A 24,036-nucleotide genomic window follows, 5' to 3' on the forward strand; every position below is an offset into this window, starting at 1 on the left:
GTGGCTACTGTGATTGTAATTGATCAGACATCGTTTGGTAGTCCATTAAATCAACTTGTTCTGTCATTCTTTCAGTATTCAAATCAAATTTAAGCGTGGTAACTCCAGGCACTGCTATTTCAATTATTTTACCTGGTTTGCCAAATTGATCACCTGGACCACGTAAGTGATAATTACCAATTAAGACAACCAATGAGCCTGTATTGAACATATGCTCGATATTGAAACGATACTCTAATACACCTTCGTGAGCACGCTCTAAAAACTCAATGATATGTCGACCGCCAGTGTAAGTGACGTTAGCCGTTTTATCATAAAATACACTATCACGATTATAAAAACGCCTTAACTGACGATAGTCATGATCGGTTAATGCTTGAATATATTGCACTGCTAATTGTTGTACTTTTGGCATCTCGCCGACAGCGGCTTGTGATGAAAAGCTCATCAAAAAAAGATACGCACTACATAGTAAACCAATTAATCGCACTCAGGGCCTCTTACTTTTTAAATCAAATGCAGGTAAAGACAAATGCCAGCGAATAGCACTTAGGCGAATAATTAAGGTGCTAAACATTGCAAAAAATAATGCGTCAATGCTATCCATTCCGACTTCAATACTCAAGGTATAACAAATCCCGCCTACAATTGATGCAGTCGCATAGATTTCAGTTCTTAAAACCATAGGGACTTGGCGACATAATAAATCACGAATTATACCGCCGCCAACGCCTGTAATTAATCCCATTATTACTGCAGACATACCGGATAATCCGAGCATTAAGGCTTTCTCTGCACCGATAACGGTAAACAGTGCTAATCCAAGTGCATCAGCGACAGGTAAAGTAAGAGTAGGGAGCTTATGGGGCTTTCTAACGAAAATAAAACATGCAAGTACTGTCGCAAGAATAACAATGATGTAATTAGAATCAGTAATCCAAAAACCGGTGTTGAGCCAGTTATCGCATCTCGAATGCTACCTCCACCAACAGCGGTAACAGATGCGAGAACAATAACGCCAAAAGGATCCATACGGTGTTTACCCGCAGCAAGAGCGCCAGAAAGGGCGAAAACAGCAGCTCCACATAAGTCGAATAGGTATATCCACTCTATGTTAATCATGGTTTTGCTCTGAACTTGCACGTTGCTTTTGGCTAAATTCTTCAATATGGATATTCAATGCATCTACGGATATGCGGATTTCGATAACCGATAAGATTAAAGAATAAAGCAAAAACAATAAGCTAACGCCAAAAACAATAGAGCCTGTATGGAAGAAACCTAAATAAATGAAAATCATGCTGATCACACAGATAGCAAAACTTACAACACCCGCTTCTTGCATGCGTCTAATGATACTGATGCGTTGGCGTAAATTTTTAATTTGCTCATTATCAACAGGCTTGCCTGAGGCACTCAGGCTGCGGATCAGTGCAGCAAGTGAAAAAAACGGTTGGTATAGGCTAACAACAATAATGAAATTGCAGGAAATAATAAGCCGGGTGTTGTTAACGAAATTTGGATGTTATCTAACAAAAAGGTTTGCCTCTAAATAGTGCTAACGCACGTCTAAGTCCGATATGATAACGCTTTTTCGCTAAAAATTACATTGATTGAACCCACCTTAATGCGGTCCATAAAATAGGAATAGCGATGGTAAAAGATAACCAAAAAGTGACAGCCCAAGTCGTTAAGCTAATTGCATTACGGACATCTGCAATGGTAGGCACTCTTGATGGGTTAATCTTAGTAATACTGACACGATATTCAGCATTTCCTATCGTCATCTTCTGGGGGCCACCAAGTTCAATTTGCAAGATTTTTGCGCCAAGATACAAGCTAGAAGCGCCATACACGCCTTGAATGTTCTTTGACTTTTTAAACATCGCGCCGAGATGACTAAGGCCGCCCTGAAGGACTAATGTTAGATTCCATAACCACTGAGGAACAGCAAATGCGATACGGTTAATCCAGTATACTGCTGCACCAAAGTAACGGTACTGCGGAACGTAATTAGGCCAACAGTGTTCAAGTTGTTTGAATAAATGCAGTAACAATACTAACGGAGTACCGCCTAACGCATAGAACAAAATTGTTGCGACAGTGCCGTAACTTGGGCTTATCAGCAACCGTTCTATTGTGGCTTTACATATCCCCATTTCAGATAAACTGGCTGTATTTTGCATCAACCAAGGGGAAAGGTAAGTTTTAGCTAAGCCTTTTTGTCCGTGCTCTAGTGCGCTAATGACATCTTTTGCAACGGGTTTAAATCCAGCGTCACTGATACAGAAATACAGCACGAGAAAGTCAAAAAACCAAGGGTAAGCAGCTAAAGAAAGAATAAAGTAAATAATAAACCAAATCGGTATAACTAATAGTGTGGTAGCCATTATTCCAGCAATTAATTGCTGCTGAGCTGAACGCTGCGGATGGTTTACTTTTTTACTGAGTAGTAAAGCAAATTGATGAAACCACACAATAGGATGTAGGTGGCGAGATAAAGGCGCAACTCTTGAAATGAGCAGCGCCATAAAGAGCACCAAGCAGCTTTTTAGTAAGTTGCCATCTGAGCGAAGCAGTTGTTCATAAAACGTGTTATCAGTGATTATGCTATCAAACATTCATCTTCACCCAGATATGCTAACAATGAATTGCTACAAGACAATTATAGTTGTTTTAATAATGCGATAACCATTAGCGCTGAGTAATGGCCTGCTTTAACAATATAAGAGTCAAAATCAACTGGTGAGTCATTATTTGCATTGTCTGATAATGAACGAATCACGACAAATGGTACGTTAAATTGATGACAAACCTGTGCAATCGCCGCCGCTTCCATTTCACATGCTGCCATTGTCGGGAAATTGTTTAACATGACTTTAGTGCGTTCAGGATCGCAAATAAAGCTGTCACCAGTGGCAATTAACCCTTCAATCACTTGTGCTTCACCTAGGGATGAAATTGCAGATTTAGCGGCATTAACTAACTTTTCATCAGGAATGAAAGCGGCTGGTTGAGAGGCCATTTGGCCAATTTCGTATCCAAATGCGGTAACGTCTACATCGTGATGACGTACTTCTGATGAAATGACAATATCGCCAATATTTAAGCTGTCGACAAAACCACCTGCTGAGCCTGTATTGATAACGGCATCAACCTTAAAGTTATTAATCACTAGTGTCGTTGCAATACTGGCAGCCACTTTACCGATACCTGAACGAGTAACGACGACGTTTTGTCCCGATAATTGACCTTCAACAAATTCGATTCCAGCAACAGTTGAGTGAACTGGATCTGTCATTGTCTCAATTAAATGAGCAACTTCTGGTTCCATGGCGCCGATAATAGCGATTTTCATAATTAAACTCTCAGTATGTGTAATTAGGCCAATGTTAAATGAGAATTGGCAAAAGGATAAAAGGCTTAAATTTGCTAAGGAAGACCGTCAATGGTTCGAACAAGGTTAAGCGGAACTCAATGGCGGCTAATATAGCATAAATGAAATTTGCAGAAGTGATATAGGTAAATTATTTCTAATAAAAAAGCGCATTTTTCAATGCGCTTTTTAGCTTGTTTGAGGTGAATTAACACATTAAAACATGATGTGTTTTTGTTTAAGCATCTTCAAAAGCGTTAAGTATTCCTTGGGCTGCATCACGACCTTCAGCAATGGCTGTTACCACAAGATCTGAACCTCGAACCATATCACCACCGGCAAAGACTTTCGGGTTTGTGGTTTGGAACGGATTATCATCAAACTTACTCGCTTTCACTAATCCCCATTCATTGGTTTCAATACCGTAGTCTTTAAACCAAGGGGCAGGGCTTGCTTGGAAGCCAAACGCAATAATAATGGCATCAGCTTCCAGTACTTGTTCACTACCTGGAATGATTTCAGCTTTTTGACGTCCAGATTCATCTGCAGCGCCCATTTGGGTTTCGACACATTCAATTCCAGTTACAACACCATTTTGCTCTTTAATCGCCACAGGTTGGCGATTAAATAAGAAGTTTACCCCTTCTTCACGAGCATTTTGTACTTCACGGCGTGAACCTGGCATATTGGCTTCATCACGACGGTATGCACAAGTGACGTTTTTAGCGCCTTGGCGAACGGCTGTGCGGACACAATCCATGGCAGTGTCACCACCACCTAGTACAACCACATTCTTGCCTTCAAGGCTTTGATATGGATTTTCTGTGCATTGGGTTCCCATTAACTCATGGGTGTTGCCAATAAGATACGGTAAGGCTTGGATCACACCTTCACTGTCTTCTCCCGGAAGACGTGCTTTCATTGCCGTATATGTGCCCATACCTAAGAATACTGCATCGTATTCATCTAATAGGGTTTGGAATGGGATGTCTTTTCCTACAGTAACGCCCATCTTGAACTCGATTCCCATTCCTTCAAGTACACCTCGGCGAGTCTGCATGACATCTTTATCTAATTTAAAGGCTGGAATACCGTAGGTAAGCAAGCCACCAATTTGTGGATATTTATCGTATACAACAGCTTTAACACCATTTCGACTTAAAATATCTGCACAACCTAAACCAGCAGGACCAGCGCCAATGATTGCTACACGTTCTTTACGTGGAGTAACCTTGCTCATATCTGGTCGCCATCCTTGGCTAATTGCGGTATCAGTAATGTACTTTTCAACATTACCAATAGTGACGGCACCAAAGTCATCGTTAAGGGTACAAGCACCTTCACATAGGCGGTCTTGCGGACATACTCGACCACAAATTTCTGGTAGCGTATTGGTTTCGTGGACTAAGTCTGCCGCTTCAAGGATACGCCCTTGTTCAGCTAACTTAAGCCAATTAGGAATATAATTGTGAAGAGGGCACTTCCATTCACAATATGGGTTACCACAATCTAAACAGCGATCAGCTTGCTCTGCCACTTGGGGCTGAGAAAAAGGCTGATAAATTTCGATAAACTGTGTCGAACGCTCTGCTGCAGAGTGTTTAGTGGGATCTTTACGATCTACCTCAATAAATTGAAAATCATTACTCATCTAAATTACCCCGCCTTAACAGCTAGTTCCGGGCTCTTTTGCTCTATTTTCAGCAAGTCGGCAACGGCAATATTCTTAGGCTTAACTAAAACAAAACAGTCTAACCAGTTTTCGAAATCACTTAAGATCATCTTGGCATGCTCACTTCCTGTTGCAACGACATGGGCTTCAATCAGTTCTTTTAAGTGTTGCTGCTGGATTGACGATTCTAATTTTTGAGTATCGACGAGTTCGTTATTAACGCGACGACTAAAGTGATTGAAACGGTCAAATATATAGGCAAAACCGCCAGTCATACCGGCACCAAAGTTAACCCCAGTTTGACCTAATACCACTACAATACCGCCAGTCATGTATTCACAGCCGTTGTCACCCACACCTTCAACCACCGCGATAGCGCCAGAGTTACGAACAGCGAAACGTTCACCTGCTTGACCAGCTGCGTAAACACGTCCGCCTGTTGCACCATACAAACAGGTGTTACCCATAATGGCACTTTCTTCACTTTCAAATGGGCTACCCACTGGTGGATGAATAATAATTTCACCACCTGACATGCCTTTACCGACATAGTCGTTGGCATCACCAATCAATGTGAGATTCAGTCCTGGGCTATTCCATACGCCAAAACTCTGACCCGCACTACCGTTAAACTGCAGTGATAACGGAGCTTTAGCGCCCTTAAGGCCAATGTTCGTTGCAATAAAGCCTGATAATGAGGCGCCTACTGAACGATCGGTATTATTAATATTGTACTGTTTAGTGAAACTTGAGCCTTCAAGTACAGCTTGACTGCTATCGGCAACAATTTGTAGGTTTAAGTCACCTTTGTCATCCGGTGGATTAAGCTCTTTCCAAGTAATATCGGTGCCAGATGGGACTTTAGGTTGATAAAGAATAGGGGCTAAATCTAATCCTAGTTGCTTGGCTGTTTGACCTTCAAGGGCATATAACCAGTCGGTTCGACCGACGAGATCTTCAAACTTGGCAACACCAAGTTTTGCCATCCATTCACGAACCTCTTCAGCAACAAACTCGAAATATGTCATTACTCGCTCAGGTAACCCATGATAATGGTTGTCACGTAGGTTTTTATCCTGTGTTGCCACACCTGTTGCACAGTTATTTAAATGACAAATTCGTAAATACTTACACCCAAGCGCAATCATTGGCACAGTACCAAAACCAAAGCTTTCAGCACCTAGTAACGCAGCCTTGATGATGTCCATACCTGTTTTTAAGCCGCCATCAACTTGTAGGCGGATCTTGTGGCGCAATCCGTTTTCAACAAGTGCTTGATGCACTTCTGCTAAGCCTAATTCCCAAGGAGAACCTGCATACTTAACTGAGGTAATTGGACTAGCACCAGTACCACCGTCATAACCAGAGATGGTAATCATGTCTGCATAAGCTTTAGCTACACCCGTCGCAATTGTGCCGACACCCGGCTCTGAAACGAGCTTGACTGAAACTAATGCTCTTGGATTGATTTGCTTTAAATCGAAAATAAGCTGGGCTAAATCTTCAATCGAGTAAATATCATGGTGTGGAGGCGGTGAAATCAACGTAACCCCAGGTCTTGCATGGCGCAGACCGGCGATTTCTACACTGACTTTATGACCAGGAAGTTGTCCACCTTCACCAGGTTTGGCGCCTTGTGCCACTTTAATTTGCAATACATCAGCATTCACTAAGTAATGAGCTGTCACACCAAAACGACCGGATGCAATTTGTTTGATTGCTGAATTACGGTCGCTATTAAAACGACTAGGATCTTCTCCACCTTCACCAGAGTTAGAGCGTCCGCCTAGACGGTTCATTGCTACAGCTAGTGCTTCATGTGCTTCAGGACTTAATGCACCAATACTCATTGCAGCACTATCAAAGCGCGGGAATAAGTGCTCAGCACCTTCAACGCTTGCAGCATCGATTGCAGCTTTGTCACCTTTAACACCAATTAGATCTCTTAATGTCGCGATTGGTCGATCATCAACGAGCTCTGCAAACTTCTTATATTTTGGATAATCTTTATCTTTTAAGCTTTGTTGAAGTGTATTAACCACATCAGGGTTAAAGCTATGGTACTCGCCGCCCTCAACATATTTCAGTAAGCCACCTTGTGGTAATGGCACATGGGCACGGTAGGCCGCTTTATGAAGTGCTTTTTGATCTGCAGCTAAATGCTCAAAGCTTGCCCCTTCGATACGGCTTATGACACCTTTGAAACATAATTCAATCACTTCAGATGACAAACCAATAGCTTCGAATTGTTGGCTGCAACGGTAAGAACCTACAGTACTGATGCCCATTTTGGACATAATCTTACGAAGGCCTTTTTCGATGCCTTGACGGAAGTTCAGCATCAATAAACTATCATCTTCAACTTGGTTCTTTTTTGCCATCGCTGAAATAGATTCATATGCTAGATATGGGTAAATAGCGGTCGCACCAAAACCAAGTAACACAGCAAAATGATGTGGGTCACGAGCCGAAGCTGTTTCAACAATGATGTTAGTATCGCAGCGTAAGCTCTTATCAACTAAGCGTTGCTGCACTGCGCCAACAGCCATAGCTGCTGGAATGACTTGTACATTTTTAGCAGTGGCTCTGTCAGATAAAATAAGTAGCGTTGTTCCGCTTCTTGCCAAGCGCTCAGCATCATCTGTTACACGTTCAATGGCTTGCTGTAAGCTTTCGTGTGCATCGTAATTTAAATCAACGGTGTTTGCTCGGTAGTAAGAACTATCTAAGCCTAATAATTGGTTGAAATCACTGAATAGCAGCACAGGTGAGTCAAACATCACTCGATAAGCAACACCTGTTGTCTCGCAAAATAGGTTTTGCTCACGCCCCACACAAGTGGTTAATGACATTACGTGTTTTTCACGTAGAGGATCGATTGGTGGGTTAGTTACCTGGGCAAACTTTTGACGGAAATAGTCATATAAAGAACGAGACTTCTTAGACAATACAGCCATTGGGGTATCGTCACCCATTGAACCGGTTGCTTCTTCGCCTTTTGATGCTAATATCCAAATGACTTGTTCGAGCTCTTCTCGGCTATATCCAAATTGCTTTTGATATTGAAGCAATACTTCAGGTGTAAACTGACTAGCACCTTGTTGAGCTGCTTCAATTTGATTTGCAGGGATAAGTGTTTGACTATTTTTAGCCATCCACTCTTTGTATGGATGGCGACGTTTTAAATCATTATCAATTTCAAATGATGAATATAAACGGCCGTTCATCGTATCTAGGACTAATAGTTCACCTGGACCAACACGACCTTTTTCTACAACCTCATCAGCTGAGTAATCCCAAATGCCGACTTCTGATGCCAAGGTTAGAATTCTGTCTTTAGTAATCACATAGCGAGATGGACGCAGACCGTTACGATCGACGGCACAGGCAGCATGGCGACCATTACTCATCACGATACCAGCAGGTCCGTCCCAAGGTTCCATATGCATTGAGTTGAAATCGTAAAATGCTTTTAACTCGTCATCCATTTCAGGATTACTTTGCCATGCAGGTGGAATCAATAAGCGCATCGCACGGTATAAATCCATGCCACCAGATAATAGCATTTCTAGCATGTTGTCTAATGAAGAGGAGTCAGAACCCGTTTCATTCACAAAAGGTGCGGCTTGTTGTAAGTCAGGTAATAGTGGCGAGTTAAACTTATAAGCACGCGCACGAGCCCATTGGCGGTTACCAGTAATGGTATTGATTTCGCCATTATGAGCTAAGAATCTAAATGGTTGTGCAAGTGGCCATTTAGGTGATGTATTAGTTGAAAAGCGCTGGTGGAAAAGACAAATCGTACTTTTAAGACGAATATCAGCAAGATCGGTATAAAAAGACGGCAGATCTGCAGGCATCATTAAGCCTTTATAGACGATGACTTGTCCTGAGAGACTCGCGACATAAAAATCCCTGTCATCGACAATTTGTTGCTCAAGTCGGCGTCTAGCCATATATAGACGACGTTCTAAGTCTTTTTCACGCCAGCCAACAGGGGCGTTAATTAATACTTGGTAGATCTCTGGTAAGCTCTTGCGACCAATTTCGCCGAGCACGTCAGGATTGACTGGTACCTTTCTCCAGCCTGCAACACTTAATGTTTCACGTTGTAGTTCTTTTTCTAATATAGCTTTAGACGCTTCAGCTTTAACTGGGTCTTGGCTAAGAAACAGCATACCAACAGCAAATTTACGACTTAGATGCCAATCATTTTCTATTGCTACAGCAGCAAAAAAGTCTTTTGGCATCGACATTAATAGTCCACAGCCATCACCTGTGCGACCATCCGATGCAATACCGCCACGGTGTTTCATTCTGTCTAAACCGTGAATAGCAGTACGGACAATACGATGGCTAGCATCGCCATCCATTTGGGCTATTAAGCCGAAACCACAATTGTCCCGCTCAAAGCTGGGATGATATAAGCTCATACAAAAACTCCCTAAACCTAACTTAATACGACTCGGATAATGCGGAGAAGTTCTCATAGATATGCACCCGAACCACTCAAATTAGCCCGATAATGAATAAAGGTCAAACTTAAATTACTCAACAAAATGAATTGTTATGTCTATTACAGATGTTAAAAAAACCAGCCTTACGTTAACGTAAACTGTATTTTTGTTCGTATAACCTTATGAATAAAAAGAATTTTAAAAAAGTCAGCTTTTTGATTTTACTTTTTGTTAACACTTTAGTCTAATTGATTTAGTTTTATAAATAGTGAATTTATTTTCAAGCACAGTTGCAGTGAACTATTTATTTAATTTGCGTATTTATTCACTTTGATAGTTGCCTTTAAATTAATCAAATTAACCATTTGTGAAGTTGTACTGACATTGGTTGAAAAATAATCGCATTAATTCATCATTTCTTGATATAGCACCAAGTATTTACTCTTTAAGCTGTATATCATCGGCCACTTTTTGAAAATTGAGGATTGGCAGTGGGTTTAGATGATTACGTGAATACATTTGGTGCTGTATGTAAACAGCAATACGGTGGACGGATCAGAAAGCTGACTATCGATGCCAAATTCACTTGCCCAAACAGAGATGGCACCCTTGGCAAAGGCGGCTGTACATTCTGTAATGTTTCTTCGTTTAGTTATGAGCAAGGGACTGAGGCCAGCATCTCAGAACAACTGAGCCAAGGTAAGCAACGTTCAGTATTAGCAAATGCACCCGCTTCTACCTCTAAATATATAGCATACTTCCAAGCTTATACTAGTACTTACGATGAGTATCAGGTGTTAAAGCAAAAGTATGACGAAGCGATAAAAGATGCCGACATTGTTGGATTACATATTGGTACCCGTCCAGACTGCGTGCCGGATGATATATTGGACTTACTTGTCAGCTATCAAGATAAAGGAATTGAAGTCTGGTTAGAGCTTGGTTTACAAACGGCGAATAATGGAACTTTAAAAAAATTAACCGCGGCCATGATTTTGATAGTTATAAAGACGCTGTTATAAGAGCAAGAAAACGTGGTATTAAAGTCTGTGCTCATTTGATTCTTGGTTTACCTGACGAGACGTTTGAAGATTACCTTTCCAGTTTAACGCAAGTTATATCAACAGGTGTTGATGGTATAAAATTACATCCATTACATATTGTTGAAGGAAGTGTCATGGCTAAGGCTTGGCGACATAAAGGAATGCCTTTGTTGAGTCTGGAAGATTATGCTCACTACGCGAGTGAGTTAATTAGACATACTCCAAAAGAGATAATTTTTCATAGAGTCACAGCATATGCTAAAAAACCGATGTTACTTGCTCCAGAGTGGTGTGCTTTTCGTTGGGATGGCTTAGTAGCAATTGTCAAAAACTTAGCCGAGAATGGCGGACAAGGACATTATGTTACCGGCGGAACAGTGTAAAAAGTAACCAGTTTGCATGTTTTGCAGTGATTTATATGGGCGGATTTTAATTTTTTGTTAAAATCATGTAATTGGTTTACGAAAATTGGACTTGAAAAGCGCTGAGTTGTTGCATAGGCGATTATTGCGAGTATTATAAATTCCAATTTTACAGAAATAAATTAGAAAGAGGTGCCACAATGGCCACAGTCCAGCTAGAGTCTATTTTAGATCTCAATACTTTAGAGCAATATTGTAGTGCTATTGGTGCAGGTACTTTATTAAAAAGTGTCGTGTTATTTGAGCAATTAATGCCTGAGTATGTAGGTAGTTTAGTTAAAGCAAATGATGTGAATGATAAAGATACATTATGCGCAGAAGCTCATAAATTTAAAGGCGCTGCTGGTTCAGTTGGTTTGAAGCGCATTCAGCAGTTTGCACAAAAACTGCAGCATGGTGAAGAGTCATCATGGGAAGCTGAGCACAACGCTTGGTTAGCTGAAATTGTTGAGCATGCTGGTTCAGATTTACAGCAATTAAAAGCATTCCTAGAAGCCAAAGCATAATCACTGCTGGTTTATAGCGACATTAAAAGTCCCGCAAGGGGCTTTTTTTGGTCTTTTTTTGAGAATAGTAAAATTGAGCTATGGATCGTGCAGCTGTGATTGTTATTTGTTGTGACTTAATTCATTATTTAAATGAAATCTTCTTAGGGTAATCGATTAAATGAAAAACCTACCGAGTTTAAAAAACCTATTCTATCTGGTTAACTTGCACCAAGAGCAAAATTTTAACCGAGCTGCCAAGTCATGCTTTGTTAGTCAATCTACTCTATCGAGTGGCATTCAAAATCTTGAAGAACAACTGGGCTACCAATTAATCGAGCGAGATCATAAATCATTTATGTTCACAGCAATAGGTGAGGAAGTTGTTGAAAGAGCGAGAAAGCTGCTTACTGATGTTGATGACTTAGTTGAATTGGTTAAAAATCAGGGTGAGCCTATGACTGGAGAGATCCGCTTAGGTTGTATTCCAACTATTGCACCTTTCTTATTAAGCCGTGTAGTAAAGCAATGTCAGCAAGATTATCCACAATTGAGTTTATTGCTAAAAGAAGACACTACCGACAGCTTATTAGACTCATTAGGAAAAGGGGAGCTGGATTTATTGATACTTGCATTACCAGTAGATACTACTGGATTTCACAGTATGAAAGTGGGTATTGATCCTTTTAAAATGGTCGTTCATGAAGAGTTATCGGGTGGGATAATAAACCCGATTGATTATCAAAAAATGCCAGATGAAAGTATTTTCTTACTGCAAAGTGAGCACTGTATTACTGGTCATGCTATTACTGCTTGTCAGTTAGGCAATAGTGCCAAAATTAACCCTTTTGCTGCGACCAGTCTACATACATTAGTTCAAATGGTTGATAGCAAATTAGGCACCACATTCTTACCGCAAATGGCAATTGATGCTGGGATCTTAAAAGATACTGAGTTGAATATAATGAACCCGCCAGGTGAAAGCCCTTATCGAGATATCGGCTTGGTGTGGCGTCAAACAACTAGCAGAATCGCCACATTCAGAACATTAGGCTTAATGCTAGAGAACTTACTTGCTAAACCTGAGTAGCCTGTTGTTGAAAGGGAATTTATTAGCAAGTTCATCTAGATAAATACCTTGTTATCGGTAAGAAGCGGCTAGAGAGGTACTTGCTTCTTACAAACCATGATTGTTCCGTTCGAACCCGTTTTACATCGTAGCTAACGGGTTTACTTTTTATCTGGGAACAACAAAAGGAATAAGAAGTTTATAAGGCGCGCTTTGTACTTTTGAGTAAGCTAAGGTGAACTGGAGAGGAGCAAAGGCAAGAGGCGCTAACTAGGGATATTCAATTATATTCCTTAAGTTGCTTGTTTAGGGCTTTTTAGGGCTCACACCATACACTTCAATTTCATGCTTTTTGCCTTTGAGCTTCATAGCGCCTAAATCTGATAACTCAAATCGACTATCTTGTCTTTCTAGGCGGTGTGCAACTTCCCCAGAAATAAGCATTCTTTGACCTAGCGGGTTACATTGGTCTTGTAGTCTTGCCAAGGTATTTAACACATCACTGAAAAAGCTAATTTCTTGCTTTTGAACACCAACCACAGCAGCAACAACTTGGCCGCAATGAGCTGCCGCTTTAAATTTAGGCACAAAGCCATAGTGTTCTTCAAAGTAAGGTCGATGCCAGTTAAGTTGTTGGCTAAATTCGTAGTAAATATTCATACAGCGATCTTGTTTGATCCCATCTTCAAGAGGCCAATGAATCAAAACTGCATCACCCATATAGCGATAAATTTCAGCATCATTATCAGTTACTGTATCAGCCAGCATACTAAAACTGTCTTGAATTAATCGACTAAAGCGATAGTCGCCTAGTGTTTCAGCGTGGGCAGTTGAAGATACCATATCAACAAAGAGGAATAGTCGATGTTCATATCTTGGCTGATGGTACTTACCTAAGCCAATGTTCATCAATACTCGAGGGCCCACAAGTAGTGCCATTTGTTCGATAAAGGCAAGGCCTACACGTACAGCGACTAGATATATGATTAATGCTTGAAAAGAAGGACTATAAAGGATGTGCGCTGTGAGCATTTGTCTTAGCGTGACAAGATGATTTTCAATAGCCCACATATTTAGGAATTGGGTAACATAGGCAAGCGTCATTGCGCCTAACAGTAGAAACAAGCCTTTAAAAATAACTGAGAAGATATAGGGTAAACGACTGATTGCACTAAAGTCAGCGATTAAATTCGACATCCAATGCAGACAACCAAACACAAAACCCATGAAGATGGCTAATGTGGCAAGGTCTGATTTTCCCATAGCCCATTGGGGGAGTTCAGGGGCTTGTGAATAACGAAAAAAGACAAATGCGCCCATGGCTAAACACCATGCTAATATCGCAAATAATAGCTTTCTCGTCTGTCGACGTGCTTTCACTGGTTTATATCTGATCCGTTGATATTTTGAGACAGGCTAGTTTATAGAAAATTACCCTACTTGTCATAGTGTTATTCTAATAACTTTCAAAATAGATTATGAATGTTGATTTATTGTAATGTTATCCAAACGCATTTGTTAGTATTTGGTGGGTGAAATTGATCTTTAAATAAAAACCTCTTGGATTAGATAGTTTAATTAAGCCATTTTCTGCAATTGATTCAGTTAATGAGTGACTATTTGCAGCCTTAGGTCTTAGTTGTAATACTTCTCCGTGTCGAGCTGTCACTTTTTCAACTTGCCCTAATGCGATCATCTCCATTATCTCTTCCCAGTCTTGTTGTAACGCGGTTAACTGTTCAGGATTTGGGCTCCATAGTACAGGGGTGCCTATTTTTCTGTTTGCTACCGGAATACTTCGATCACCTTGTACTGGTATCCATAAGACTTGTTGTAGCTTATGAAATACGACACTGTTTTCCCATGTAAGGCCCTGGATATTTGTTAACGGTGCAACTGTGACATAAGTTGTTTCAATAGGGCGACCAGATTGGTCTATGGGAATAGTTTTAAGTTCGACCCCTAAGTGCAAAAAATCTTGCTGGGGTTTAGAACCTGCTGTTGCGCCGAGTTCCATCTCAATCAATTGACCTATCCAGCCTTTATCTCTCTTCAAATTATCAGGTACATTGAGTTGATGCTCATTTGCAATATCTCCTAATGAGACACCGGCCATATCATTGGCTCTTTGCATTAATTCTGCGATGGAATTTGGCTGGCTATTCATCATTATTGCTTACTTTCCCCTAAATAGGCTTGGTCATTATAAGTTTACTTGTTTGGCAGTTTTTACGCATCTATTGTTACTGGTCATTAATTGCGCAACGATTTTATTGAAAGTTATTCACTGAGTAAAATAATCCCAATATACTGATTAATAAGTTTTTTTGTTTAAATTGGTCAATCTGTTTTACCAATTTATGAAGTTACTCTCCTTTTGCTCTACTATTTCACACATAGTTATCCACAGATTTGATGGATAACTTTAAAAAAGTATCACTTAACGGATAATTTTTTGTTCGTCAATGCTTAAAAATAGCTTTATTTTAATATTAATGAAATAAAACTCTTGTTTTTTGTGTATAACTTAAAACCTATAAAATGAATTTATTAATAAGTAATTTGCCTGGTCAAAAAGTGACCTTTGGTTGTCTAGGATAACTATAGTTAGTCTTTCTTTTTAGTTATGTTGTTGAATTTTATGGTTTTATTGTGAATGTTTAACTTTTTTATTATACGGTAGCTTATGCTCTTTAATGCAGGTTTTACTGTTATTAGTGAGTTTCGAACAGAGATATCCACAGATTTTGTGGATAATGTGCATTAATATTTTTCCCTTCTGTTGATAAAAGTAATAATTCTTAAATTTTATCCCAAGTTATGCCGTTATTAGTTGATTGCCCGTAGCCGTGCTTTATGAAACAATCTAATCATTAATTTGTAGTGACATTGGAGTCCATGTGATTGATAGCGACGGCTTTCGCGCAAATGTGGGCATTATAATCTGTAACAAATTTGGTCAAGTTATGTGGGCCAGACGGTTTGGACAACATTCATGGCAGTTTCCACAAGGTGGCGTTGATGACGGAGAAAGTCCTGAACAAGCTATGTACCGTGAATTGTATGAAGAAGTTGGTTTAAAGCCGGAAAATGTACAAATTTTAACGTCAACACGCTCATGGTTAAGATACCGTTTACCAAAAAGATTGATTAGACAAGAAAGTAAACCTATTTGTATTGGTCAAAAACAAAAGTGGTACTTATTACAGCTTAAAGATAGCGATGACAGTATTAATTTGAACTCCTGTGGACACCCTGAGTTTGATGACTGGCGTTGGGTGAGTTATTGGTACCCAGTAAGGCAAGTTGTTTCTTTCAAACGAGATGTTTATCGTAAGGTTATGAAAGAGTTTGCATTCACCACTTTAGCGTTTCAAGGACGTGAGCCTAATCGCAAACGAGGGCGACACCGTAATTAATGTAAACTGATAGGGGATAAAATCGTGTTAAACACGCTCAGGGATATAACTCAAGCGGTTGCTGGAGCTAGCAGTCTTGAGTCTGCACTGACACAGTTGGTTTCGCAAACAAAGTTAGCGATGCAAACTCAGTGCTGTTCAGTATATATTCTTGAGCAACAACACCTTGTCTTATCGGCGACAGACGGCTTGGCTGTTGCCGCCATCAATTTTGTTAAAATGCCCCTTTCTGAAGGACTGGTGGGGTTAGCTGCTGAAAAAGAAGAAGCCGTTAACCTTGCCGACGCCAAAACACACCCACGCTTTAAGTTTTTTCCAGAAGTAGAAGAGGAAGAGTACCGAGCGTTTCTTGCTGTTCCTATTATTTTTCAAAAACAAGTGGTTGGAGTTATTGTCGTTCAGCAGCCACAGCCTCGACAGTTTAGTGAGAATGAAGAAGCCTTTTTAATGACGCTGGCAGCGCAGCTGGCGGTGGTCATTCGTAGTCTCAAGAACAAAGCGGCGATTAGCAATGTTCAGCAACAAGTCGTTTTCAAAGGGGTTAGCGCATCTAAAGGGATCGCCATTGCAGATGCATTTGTATTAGGCGGCGCGATATCTTTAGTGCAGCCAGATCAACAATGTAGCGATACCGAGCAAGAAACCCTTAGACTGAAAGCTGCAATGCAGCGTTGTAAAGATGCAATCAGTGCCTTGTCCCAGCGTTTTGACCGTGAAAACGTGGATGATATAGCATCTATATTTTCAGCGTTACAACTTTTGCTTAATGAGGCTAGTTTAGGTGGTGAATACATACGAGAGGTGAGTTTAGGCTGGCAAGCTGAATCTGCCGTTAGCCGCGTTTCAATTCGCTATATTGATCAGTTTATGGCAATGGAAGATCCTTACTTAAAAGAACGCGCTAGCGATATTCGCGAACTCGGACAAAAAGTATTACGCCAACTTATAGAGCCAGATAAGTTAGATTTAGCCCCTTCAAAACCTGTTATTTTAGTTGCTAAAGAAGTGGATGCGACACTACTAGCTGAATTTCCACGAGGGAAACTAGCAGGGATCGTCACCGAACTTGGGGGAGTTAACGCCCATGCCGCTATTTTAGCTCGTGCATTGGGCGTGCCAGCCATTGTCAGTGTTGATCAAGTCATTGCGGCTAATATTGACGATAAAAAACTCGTTCTTAATGCGACTAGCGGTCAGCTTCTTGTTTCTCCTTCAGAGTCTGTGCTTCGTGAATATTACACTTTAATTTCGGAAAATCAGGAACAGCAACGCCAATTCTCAGCTGAATTGTCATTACCTGCTCAGACAACGGACGGCCATCGTATTCAGTTATATCTGAATGCTGGTCTATTAAGTGGGTTAAGTACCGACATGGCCGAGGGTGCAGATGGGATTGGGCTATATCGTACGGAAATTCCATTCATGCTACATCAGCGATTTCCGAGTGAAATTGAACAAGTTCATGTGTATAAACAAGTGTTATCAGCTGCTCGTGATAGACCTGTGGTTATGAGAACATTAGATGTGGGAGGAGATAAACCCTTACCTTATTTTCCTATCAATGAAGATAACCCCTTTCTTGGCTGGCGAGGTATTCGATTATCCCTTGACCATCCAGAGTTATTTTTGATGCAGCTACGGGCAATGTTAACGGCAAATGTAGACTCATCACAGCTACAAATTTTGCTACCTATGGTCAGTAACCTTGATGAAATTGATAGGACTTTATTATACCTAGAACAAGCTTATTCAGAATTAACAGACGAATTACAGCGTAGAATCCCTAAACCTAAAATTGGGGTTATGTTAGAAGTGCCTTCGTTACTTTTTCAGTTAGAAGATGTGGCTAAGAGAGTCGATTTTGTTTCAGTAGGCAGTAACGATTTAACTCAGTATTTACTCGCCGTTGATAGAAATAACCCCAGTGTTAGCTCACTTTTTGATAGCTTTCACCCTGGTGTGTTAAGAGCGTTAAAATGGACAATTACTGATTGTAAACGCTATAAATTGGATGCCAGTATCTGCGGAGAGCTAGCAGGTGAACCCATGGGGGCATTACTCCTTGTCGCTATGGGCTATGACAAATTGAGTATGAACCAAGGCAGTATTGCTCGAATTAATTATTTATTACGCCGGATTGATAAACAGTCATTAGAACAAATTTTGGATACCGCCCTGACACTCTCTAACGGGGAGCAAGTCAGGACATTACTCAATGACTTTTTAGCTGAAAACGGCTTATCTGCCATTTTGCATTAGCCGATTTAGCTATACACGGATAAGGTTTTACTGTGGACAATCTTTTACTGATTTTTTCAATCTGCTTGTTACTGGGCTCATTTGTCGGTTTTATGGCTGGTTTATTAGGTATCGGTGGAGGCTTAATCATTGTCCCAGCCCTTTTATATCTTCTCCCTTGGGTTGGTGTTGAGTCATCTCAGTTAACCCATGTTGCTATTGCAACCTCATTAGCCTCAATTATTTTAACTTCTTTTTCATCTGCGTTAGCTCATCACAAACGTGGAAATGTTCCATGGAATCTATTTAAACCCATGTTGCCGGGTATCATGTTAGGGGCATTAGCGTCTGGGTTTATTTCAGAAAAAATTCCATCTGCTGATTTACAAACCGCATTTTCGATATTTGTAATACTTATGGCCATACAAATGGCGTTCCCATTCAAGCCTAAAGCAAATGAGCAAATGCCTGCATTTACCGTGTTATTTTTGGTTTCCTCGATTATTGCTATCGTTGCTGGATTAATGGGCATTGGTGGTGGGGTACTGTTTGTGCCATTTTTGAGTTATTGCGGTATTCAAATGCGCAGTGCTGTAGGGTTTTCTTCGGTAACGGGTTGTCTTATTGCATTAGCTGGTACCACTGGGTACATCATTGCAGGCTTAAATGCACCTGACTTACCCCAAGGCACCATTGGCTTTATATACTTACCCGCTTTGTTTGGGATCATTATCAGCTCAATGTTAGTCGCACCATTAGGGGTAAAAATGGCAAGCGTATGGCCGACTGCTGTGCTTAAAAAGATATTTGCACTGTTATTAATGGTTATTGGAGTAAAAATGGCGATAACCGCATAAAATTCTTGTTATCATCTACCCAATAATCGGAGACTGTCTCTTCAGGTAACCGAAACTTATCGAGCTTTTATATAGGAATGTACAATGCGTCAGTATTTAGATTTATGTCAGAACATCGTAGACAATGGTCATTGGATAGAGAATGAACGCACTGGAAAACGTTGTTTAACCATCATTAATGCTGATTTAGAGTACGATGTTAAAAATAACCAATTCCCAATTATTACCACTCGTAAAAGCTTTTATAAAGCTGCGATTGCTGAGCTTATTGGCTATATTCGAGGTTATGATAATGCTGCAGATTTTAGAGCTTTGGGTACTAAAACTTGGGATATGAACGCGAATGATAATGCTAGCTGGCTTGCTAATCCACATCGTAAAGGAGAAGACGATATGGGGCGGGTATATGGCGTTCAAGGTCGACGTTGGCAGAAAACCTCAGGTGGTACTGTCGATCAGTTAGCCAAGATTGTTGATAACTTGTCCAAAGGAGTTGATGACCGTGGTGAGATTATTACATTTTATAATCCAGGTGAGTTTGATATGGGTTGTTTACGGCCATGTATGCATACACATACCTTCTCATTACTAGGTGATACTTTGCACCTAACGAGTTATCAACGTTCATGTGATGTGCCATTAGGGCTTAACTTTAATCAGATTCAAGTGTTTACCTTTTTAGCATTAATGGCACAAATTACCGGTAATAAGGCGGGTACCGCATACCATAAAATTATTAATGCACATATTTACGAAGACCAATTAGATCTAATGAAGAATGAGCAGCTAACTCGCGAACCATTTCCTTCACCACAATTAAAAATTAACCCAGACATTAAGAGCCTTAAGGATTTAGAAACTTGGGTGACAATGGATGATTTTGAGGTTGTGGGTTATCAGCATCATGATGCGATTAAGTATCCATTTTCGGTCTAATGCTAATCAGATAAGCTAACTCATTGTATTAACGGTTTTTCACTTATGATAAACCGTTAAAATCATTTGGTTATTGTAAATTACACTGTAATGACAGCTAAACTTCCTCAAATTCACTTCATAAACTACTACACTGATTCGTGTTAACTCACTTCATTTTTTGTCTGAGATTGCATCTGGAAGCCTAAAAAACAAGCTAAACTAGTTGTATCCTACTTGGTTAGCATTTTTTGCGCTTTTGACACTGTATTTCACTTCTGTTTAAAACTCACAGTGAATTCCTATACTGATTAAATATTAATAGTTATTCAATGGAAAGCAGTCATATCAGCTTAAGTTTGTTTGGCTGATTATGTTAATAAATAGCCTTTTATTCTTGCTGGATTTTTTCGATAGTTTTTTATTAATAATTCATCAGCTAAAACAGTGTAATGTATGTTATTTCGTCAGTTGAGCAATTTATTGTGAATAAATAAATATGCGCCTAAACTTGAATAATGCGCATATTCCGAGTTAAACGTCGATCTGCTTCGCGTTTAGCGGGTGTTGTGTGATTAATCTCACTGCATTTTGATACATACCTCGAAAATACCGAGGTATTAATGCGAAACTAACGATTATGATTGTTTGAAAAATTCCGATAGACTCGAATTAATTGTTTTTTTTGGAGTGAATTATGGAACGTGCAATTAAGAATTTCTTAAGTCAAGAATCTGCAGGGGTATCATTTTAATGATCTCTGTAGCACTGGCTATGTTAATGGCAAACTCGCCATTAGCTGGTTTATACAGTGGATTCCTTGATACAGAAGTCCAAGTGCGTATAGGTTCATTAGATATTGATAAGCCATTATTATTATGGATTAACGATGGTTTGATGGCACTTTTCTTCTTATTGATTGGTTTAGAAGTAAAGCGTGAATTATTAGAAGGCGCACTATCTAGTGTTGCTAAAGCTTCATTACCAACTTTTGCTGCTGTTGGTGGCATGGTATTTCCAGCTTTATTTTATCTAGCATTTAACTACTCAGACCCTGTTACTCAGGTTGGTTGGGCTATTCCAGCTGCAACAGATATCGCCTTTGCATTAGGTATTATGGCCTTACTTGGTAGCCGTGTGCCTGTTGCTCTTAAAGTCTTTTTATTAGCCCTAGCTATTATGGATGACTTAGGTGTTATTGTGATTATTGCATTGTTCTACAGTGCTGATTTATCAATGACAAGTTTAATTGTCGCTGCTATTTCTATCACATTAATGGTGGCGCTGAATCGTAAAGGTGTTAGCTCGTTAATCCCTTATGGTTTGTTAGGCGTTATCCTTTGGGTAGCTGTACTTAAGTCTGGCGTACACGCGACATTGGCTGGTGTCATTATCGCATTCTGTATTCCGCTGCGAGCTAAAGATGGCTCATCTCCTTCAGAGCATTTAGAGCATAGTTTGCACCCATGGAGTACATTCTTTATTTTACCTGTGTTCGCGTTCGCTAATGCTGGTCTATCGCTATCGGGAATGAGCATCACTTCATTAGCAGAGCCTGTGACTATCGGTATTATTTTAGGTCTGTTACTTGGTAAGCCTGTAGGTGTATTACTGTTTAGTTTTGTTGCAGTTAAACTAAAATTAGCTGAGCTACCTCCTGGGATTAGCTGGAATCAAATTATCCCTGTTTCAATTATGTGTGGTATTGGTTTCACTATGTCAGTGTTTATTTCATCACTTGCATTCGAATCGGCCCCTGCACAATTAGGTGACTTTGCTCGCTTAGGTATTCTAATGGGATCTATGCTAGCTGCGGTTATCGGTTATGTATGGCTTGATAAAGTACTTCCTAAAGCTAAAGCAAAGTAGTATCGGAGCAAAAATGAAGACAAAACTGTTGATGTTAGCCTTAGCAATGGGTGCGATTACCGCACCCGCTCAAGCAACCTCGTTTAATGTTTGCCAAGCAAACGTTGAGTCAAGCGAATGTAAAAGTTATTTAGACGGCGTTGTAGATGGTGCGTTGATGTATCACACTGATGCATCAAGCAGCCGCCTTGAAGCTGATAGTGGATATGAGTCTCGTGCACTTAAATATCGAGCAGGTAAACGTTATCAAGAGGCTAATCGCAGTTATTGTGCAGACAGAAAACCGCATAAAGATGAAATCGTTTTAGCTATTCAGGAACAAACCGCCGCTAAAAACGTTAACAACTTAAATGAGTTATCGATATTAATTGATAGCTTGTTGGACTGTCAGCGATTAAAATAAACCAACGCTCTTAGCTGGTTTATTTACATGCAACATTTAAATTATAACCATCTATATTATTTTTGGATGGTTAGAAAGAAAGGTTCGGTGGCTAAGGCCGCCGAAGCTTTATGTCTCGCACCTCAGACCATAACAGGTCAAATCCGCTCATTAGAAGATCGTCTCAACGGCAGTCTTTTTAAACGAGTCGGCCGCTCGCTAGAACCCACTGAACTTGGTGAATTGGTATTTCGCTATGCAGACAAAATGTATAGCTTAAGTTATGAGATGCTGGATTTACTGGCTTACCAAAAAGACGAATCAATTCTATTTGAAGTTGGCTTTGCTGCTGCTCTATCAAAAGCACTTGCGAGTCGTGTCTTACTGACTGTTATTCCAAATGATGGTTCAATGCACCTAAGTTGTTATGAATCGACCCATGAAAATCTCATTCAACGCTTACGAGAACACAAGTTGGATATGATTTTATCTGACTCGGCTGGTGAATCTTTAAAATATCCTGAGATTTTATCTAAGAAACTAGGGCAGTGCGGCATCAGCTTTTTTGCGGCATCTAAACCATCTTTAGACTTCCCTGCATGTTTAGAGCAAGAAAAGTTACTTATTCCAGGTAAAAGAACATCGCTAGGTCAGCAGTTACATCGATGGTTTGCTGAAAAAAACCTTGATGTCAGTATTCTTGGTGAATTCGATGATGCTGCGATGATGAAAGCATTTGGTTTATTCCAGCGAGGAATTTTTGTCGCTCCATCTATTTATCGACATGATATACTGTCCCAAGGCATGGTTTTGATTGGTGAAACTGAAGATATACATGAAGAATATCATGTGATGTTTGCTGAGCGAATGATTCAGCATCCGGCAGTTCAGCGTCTTTTAGACACTGACTTTACCGATTTATTTGCAGGTGTCGATCCCCAAATACAAGATGTTGAATACAGAAGTTCGCATCAAAGATAAAGTATCCGCAGAAGATGTTAGGAGAATAGCGTTGGAATTAATGAATATTGCTAGAGTTCGTTGGGCTTGTCGTCGTGGGATGTTAGAGTTAGATGTCTTGTTTCAACCTTTTGTTGATTCACAATATGAAACACTTTCCGATACCGATAAACAAACCTTCATAGACTTACTGGCATGTGAAGATCCGGAATTATTTGCATGGTTTATGGGCCACGAAGTTTGCCCCGACCCAGCGCTAAGAGAAATGGTCAATACTGTCCGTGGTCGTCCTCAACCTTAAACATTCTATCCATTTATTCGCCATGAGACTCCCAGATAGCCTGATTAATTTCGGGCTTAATTTCAGGAGTATTGTATGCCGTTCACGTTAACAACCTCATTCAGCCAAGTGCTTTCTCATCTTGTGCTTATCGCTATTTGTTTGACGAGTTTTATTCTTTGGCCGGATATCCATCATTGGGCTTATCAGCTTGTATTTGCAGTAACGCTGACAATAGCATTGATTTTTTTCATTCAGCATTTGTTTACTTTACGCCAATTTCACACTCAATTTGTGTTACTAGAACAAGGTGTGGGGAAGCTAAATCATCAATATGAATTTATTCAATGGCGAGCACCAATAGTGACTGTTTTTGCATCCGTAATATTTATTGAGTTCGAAATAACGGCGGCTAAAAAGCTTAAAAAGACCAGGCAGTTAGTGATTGTTTGGTCTGATATGTTGAGTGATAAAGAGTACAGAAGTTTGTGTAGAGAGTTAGTGAAACTGCAGTCTACGCTTTGACATTAAATGGGCTAGCAGTTTGCTATAGCTGTTTGCTATAGCTGTTTGCTATAGAACGCTGGCTTAT

At 40.1% G+C, this 24,036-nt stretch carries 17 protein-coding genes and 4 pseudogenes; 12 read left to right on the plus strand and 9 right to left on the minus strand.

Translation table 11 applies throughout. The features are described from left to right. Positions 1-4: 4 nt before the first annotated feature. The 7 genes and pseudogenes from ACGEDC_RS14550 to gltB all read right to left on the minus strand — a co-directional run bounded on the left by ACGEDC_RS14550 (position 5) and on the right by gltB (position 9,481). Positions 5-448, minus strand: coding sequence for a nuclear transport factor 2 family protein (locus ACGEDC_RS14550; protein ID WP_055024361.1), 444 nt, complete (start codon positions 446-448; stop codon positions 5-7). A gap of 42 nt (positions 449-490) precedes the next feature. Continuing rightward, positions 491-1,122, minus strand: a pseudogene (locus ACGEDC_RS14555) (trimeric intracellular cation channel family protein). Beyond that, a pseudogene (locus tag ACGEDC_RS14560) lies at positions 1,115-1,524 on the minus strand (DUF2721 domain-containing protein). The pseudogenes ACGEDC_RS14555 and ACGEDC_RS14560 overlap by 8 nt, the downstream one beginning before the upstream one ends. Positions 1,525-1,604: 80 nt before the next feature. Then, the gene (locus ACGEDC_RS14565) at positions 1,605-2,621 is read right to left on the minus strand and encodes a cobalamin biosynthesis protein CobD/CbiB (protein ID WP_119968893.1); all 1,017 of its coding nucleotides are present in this window, start codon (positions 2,619-2,621) and stop codon (positions 1,605-1,607) included. 44 nt (positions 2,622-2,665) lie between these two features. Next, a complete protein-coding gene (locus ACGEDC_RS14570; RefSeq protein WP_055024229.1) occupies positions 2,666-3,358 on the minus strand; it encodes a 5'-methylthioadenosine/adenosylhomocysteine nucleosidase in 693 nt (230 codons plus the stop codon). Positions 3,359-3,614: 256 nt separating this feature from the next. Further along, complete coding sequence (locus ACGEDC_RS14575) at positions 3,615-5,027, minus strand: FAD-dependent oxidoreductase (protein WP_394494085.1); 1,413 nt, start codon at positions 5,025-5,027, stop codon at positions 3,615-3,617. 5 nt (positions 5,028-5,032) lie between these two features. Next, positions 5,033-9,481 (minus strand): glutamate synthase large subunit, encoded by a 4,449-nt coding sequence (gltB, locus tag ACGEDC_RS14580; RefSeq protein WP_394494087.1) that lies wholly within the window; start codon positions 9,479-9,481, stop codon positions 5,033-5,035. A 515-nt stretch (positions 9,482-9,996) separates the two neighbouring features. On the opposite strand from gltB, the pseudogene ACGEDC_RS14585 reads away from it, so the two are divergent. From ACGEDC_RS14585 to oxyR, 3 genes and pseudogenes are all read left to right on the plus strand, one after another. Continuing rightward, positions 9,997-10,931, plus strand: a pseudogene (locus ACGEDC_RS14585) (TIGR01212 family radical SAM protein). A gap of 179 nt (positions 10,932-11,110) precedes the next feature. Then, complete coding sequence (locus tag ACGEDC_RS14590) at positions 11,111-11,476, plus strand: Hpt domain-containing protein (protein WP_055025581.1); 366 nt, start codon at positions 11,111-11,113, stop codon at positions 11,474-11,476. Positions 11,477-11,636: 160 nt separating this feature from the next. Then, positions 11,637-12,545, plus strand: coding sequence for a hydrogen peroxide-inducible genes transcriptional activator OxyR (gene oxyR / locus ACGEDC_RS14595; RefSeq protein ID WP_055025582.1), 909 nt, complete (start codon positions 11,637-11,639; stop codon positions 12,543-12,545). Positions 12,546-12,830: 285 nt separating this feature from the next. Here oxyR and ACGEDC_RS14600 read toward each other — a convergent pair whose 3' ends face one another. Together ACGEDC_RS14600 and mutH are read right to left on the minus strand one after the other, a co-directional pair. Further along, entirely contained in the window at positions 12,831-13,904 is a 1,074-nt protein-coding gene (locus tag ACGEDC_RS14600; RefSeq protein WP_055025583.1) for an adenylate/guanylate cyclase domain-containing protein, read from the minus strand. 121 nt (positions 13,905-14,025) lie between these two features. Then, complete coding sequence (mutH, locus tag ACGEDC_RS14605; RefSeq protein WP_119968896.1) at positions 14,026-14,694, minus strand: DNA mismatch repair endonuclease MutH; 669 nt, start codon at positions 14,692-14,694, stop codon at positions 14,026-14,028. Positions 14,695-15,424: 730 nt separating this feature from the next. Here mutH and rppH point away from each other — a divergent pair. The 9 genes and pseudogenes from rppH to ACGEDC_RS14650 all read left to right on the plus strand — a co-directional run bounded on the left by rppH (position 15,425) and on the right by ACGEDC_RS14650 (position 23,969). Next, positions 15,425-15,943 (plus strand): RNA pyrophosphohydrolase, encoded by a 519-nt coding sequence (gene rppH, locus ACGEDC_RS14610; protein ID WP_055025584.1) that lies wholly within the window; start codon positions 15,425-15,427, stop codon positions 15,941-15,943. 24 nt (positions 15,944-15,967) lie between these two features. Then, complete coding sequence (ptsP, locus tag ACGEDC_RS14615; protein ID WP_055025585.1) at positions 15,968-18,202, plus strand: phosphoenolpyruvate--protein phosphotransferase; 2,235 nt, start codon at positions 15,968-15,970, stop codon at positions 18,200-18,202. A 32-nt stretch (positions 18,203-18,234) separates the two neighbouring features. Then, positions 18,235-19,038, plus strand: coding sequence for a sulfite exporter TauE/SafE family protein (locus ACGEDC_RS14620; protein ID WP_394494092.1), 804 nt, complete (start codon positions 18,235-18,237; stop codon positions 19,036-19,038). Positions 19,039-19,122: 84 nt separating this feature from the next. After that, positions 19,123-19,974 carry a thymidylate synthase gene (locus ACGEDC_RS14625; RefSeq protein ID WP_282166635.1) on the plus strand — a complete coding sequence of 284 codons (852 nt, stop codon included), beginning with the start codon at positions 19,123-19,125 and terminating at the stop codon, positions 19,972-19,974. Between the two features lie 676 nt (positions 19,975-20,650). Continuing rightward, positions 20,651-21,822 (plus strand): annotated as a pseudogene (gene nhaA, locus ACGEDC_RS14630) (Na+/H+ antiporter NhaA). Positions 21,823-21,835: 13 nt separating this feature from the next. After that, on the plus strand, positions 21,836-22,225 hold the full coding sequence (locus ACGEDC_RS14635; RefSeq protein ID WP_055025589.1) for a hypothetical protein: 390 nt from the start codon (positions 21,836-21,838) through the stop codon (positions 22,223-22,225). 27 nt (positions 22,226-22,252) lie between these two features. After that, complete coding sequence (gene nhaR / locus ACGEDC_RS14640; RefSeq protein ID WP_055025590.1) at positions 22,253-23,185, plus strand: transcriptional activator NhaR; 933 nt, start codon at positions 22,253-22,255, stop codon at positions 23,183-23,185. Between the two features lie 31 nt (positions 23,186-23,216). Beyond that, positions 23,217-23,465, plus strand: coding sequence for a succinate dehydrogenase assembly factor 2 (locus ACGEDC_RS14645; RefSeq protein ID WP_119968899.1), 249 nt, complete (start codon positions 23,217-23,219; stop codon positions 23,463-23,465). A gap of 75 nt (positions 23,466-23,540) precedes the next feature. Beyond that, positions 23,541-23,969 carry a protein YgfX gene (locus ACGEDC_RS14650; RefSeq protein WP_119968900.1) on the plus strand — a complete coding sequence of 143 codons (429 nt, stop codon included), beginning with the start codon at positions 23,541-23,543 and terminating at the stop codon, positions 23,967-23,969. Positions 23,970-24,036: the final 67 nt, after the last annotated feature.

Source organism: Shewanella sp. ENK2 (assembly GCF_043568515.1).
Lineage (GTDB): Bacteria > Pseudomonadota > Gammaproteobacteria > Enterobacterales > Shewanellaceae > Shewanella > Shewanella japonica.

Bases quoted from the DNA above. Each gene is read 5' to 3' on its own strand.
- ACGEDC_RS14550 (WP_055024361.1), bottom strand. From the start codon at position 448: ATGAGCTTTTCATCACAAGCCGCTGTCGGCGAGATGCCAAAAGTACAA.
- ACGEDC_RS14565 (WP_119968893.1), bottom strand. From the start codon at position 2,621: ATGTTTGATAGCATAATCACTGATAACACGTTTTATGAACAACTGCTT.
- ACGEDC_RS14570 (WP_055024229.1), bottom strand. From the start codon at position 3,358: ATGAAAATCGCTATTATCGGCGCCATGGAACCAGAAGTTGCTCATTTA.
- ACGEDC_RS14575 (WP_394494085.1), bottom strand. From the start codon at position 5,027: ATGAGTAATGATTTTCAATTTATTGAGGTAGATCGTAAAGATCCCACT.
- gltB (WP_394494087.1), bottom strand. From the start codon at position 9,481: ATGAGCTTATATCATCCCAGCTTTGAGCGGGACAATTGTGGTTTCGGC.
- ACGEDC_RS14590 (WP_055025581.1), top strand. From the start codon at position 11,111: ATGGCCACAGTCCAGCTAGAGTCTATTTTAGATCTCAATACTTTAGAG.
- oxyR (WP_055025582.1), top strand. From the start codon at position 11,637: ATGAAAAACCTACCGAGTTTAAAAAACCTATTCTATCTGGTTAACTTG.
- mutH (WP_119968896.1), bottom strand. From the start codon at position 14,694: ATGATGAATAGCCAGCCAAATTCCATCGCAGAATTAATGCAAAGAGCC.
- ACGEDC_RS14625 (WP_282166635.1), top strand. From the start codon at position 19,123: ATGCGTCAGTATTTAGATTTATGTCAGAACATCGTAGACAATGGTCAT.
- ACGEDC_RS14635 (WP_055025589.1), top strand. From the start codon at position 21,836: ATGAAGACAAAACTGTTGATGTTAGCCTTAGCAATGGGTGCGATTACC.
- nhaR (WP_055025590.1), top strand. From the start codon at position 22,253: ATGCAACATTTAAATTATAACCATCTATATTATTTTTGGATGGTTAGA.
- ACGEDC_RS14650 (WP_119968900.1), top strand. From the start codon at position 23,541: ATGCCGTTCACGTTAACAACCTCATTCAGCCAAGTGCTTTCTCATCTT.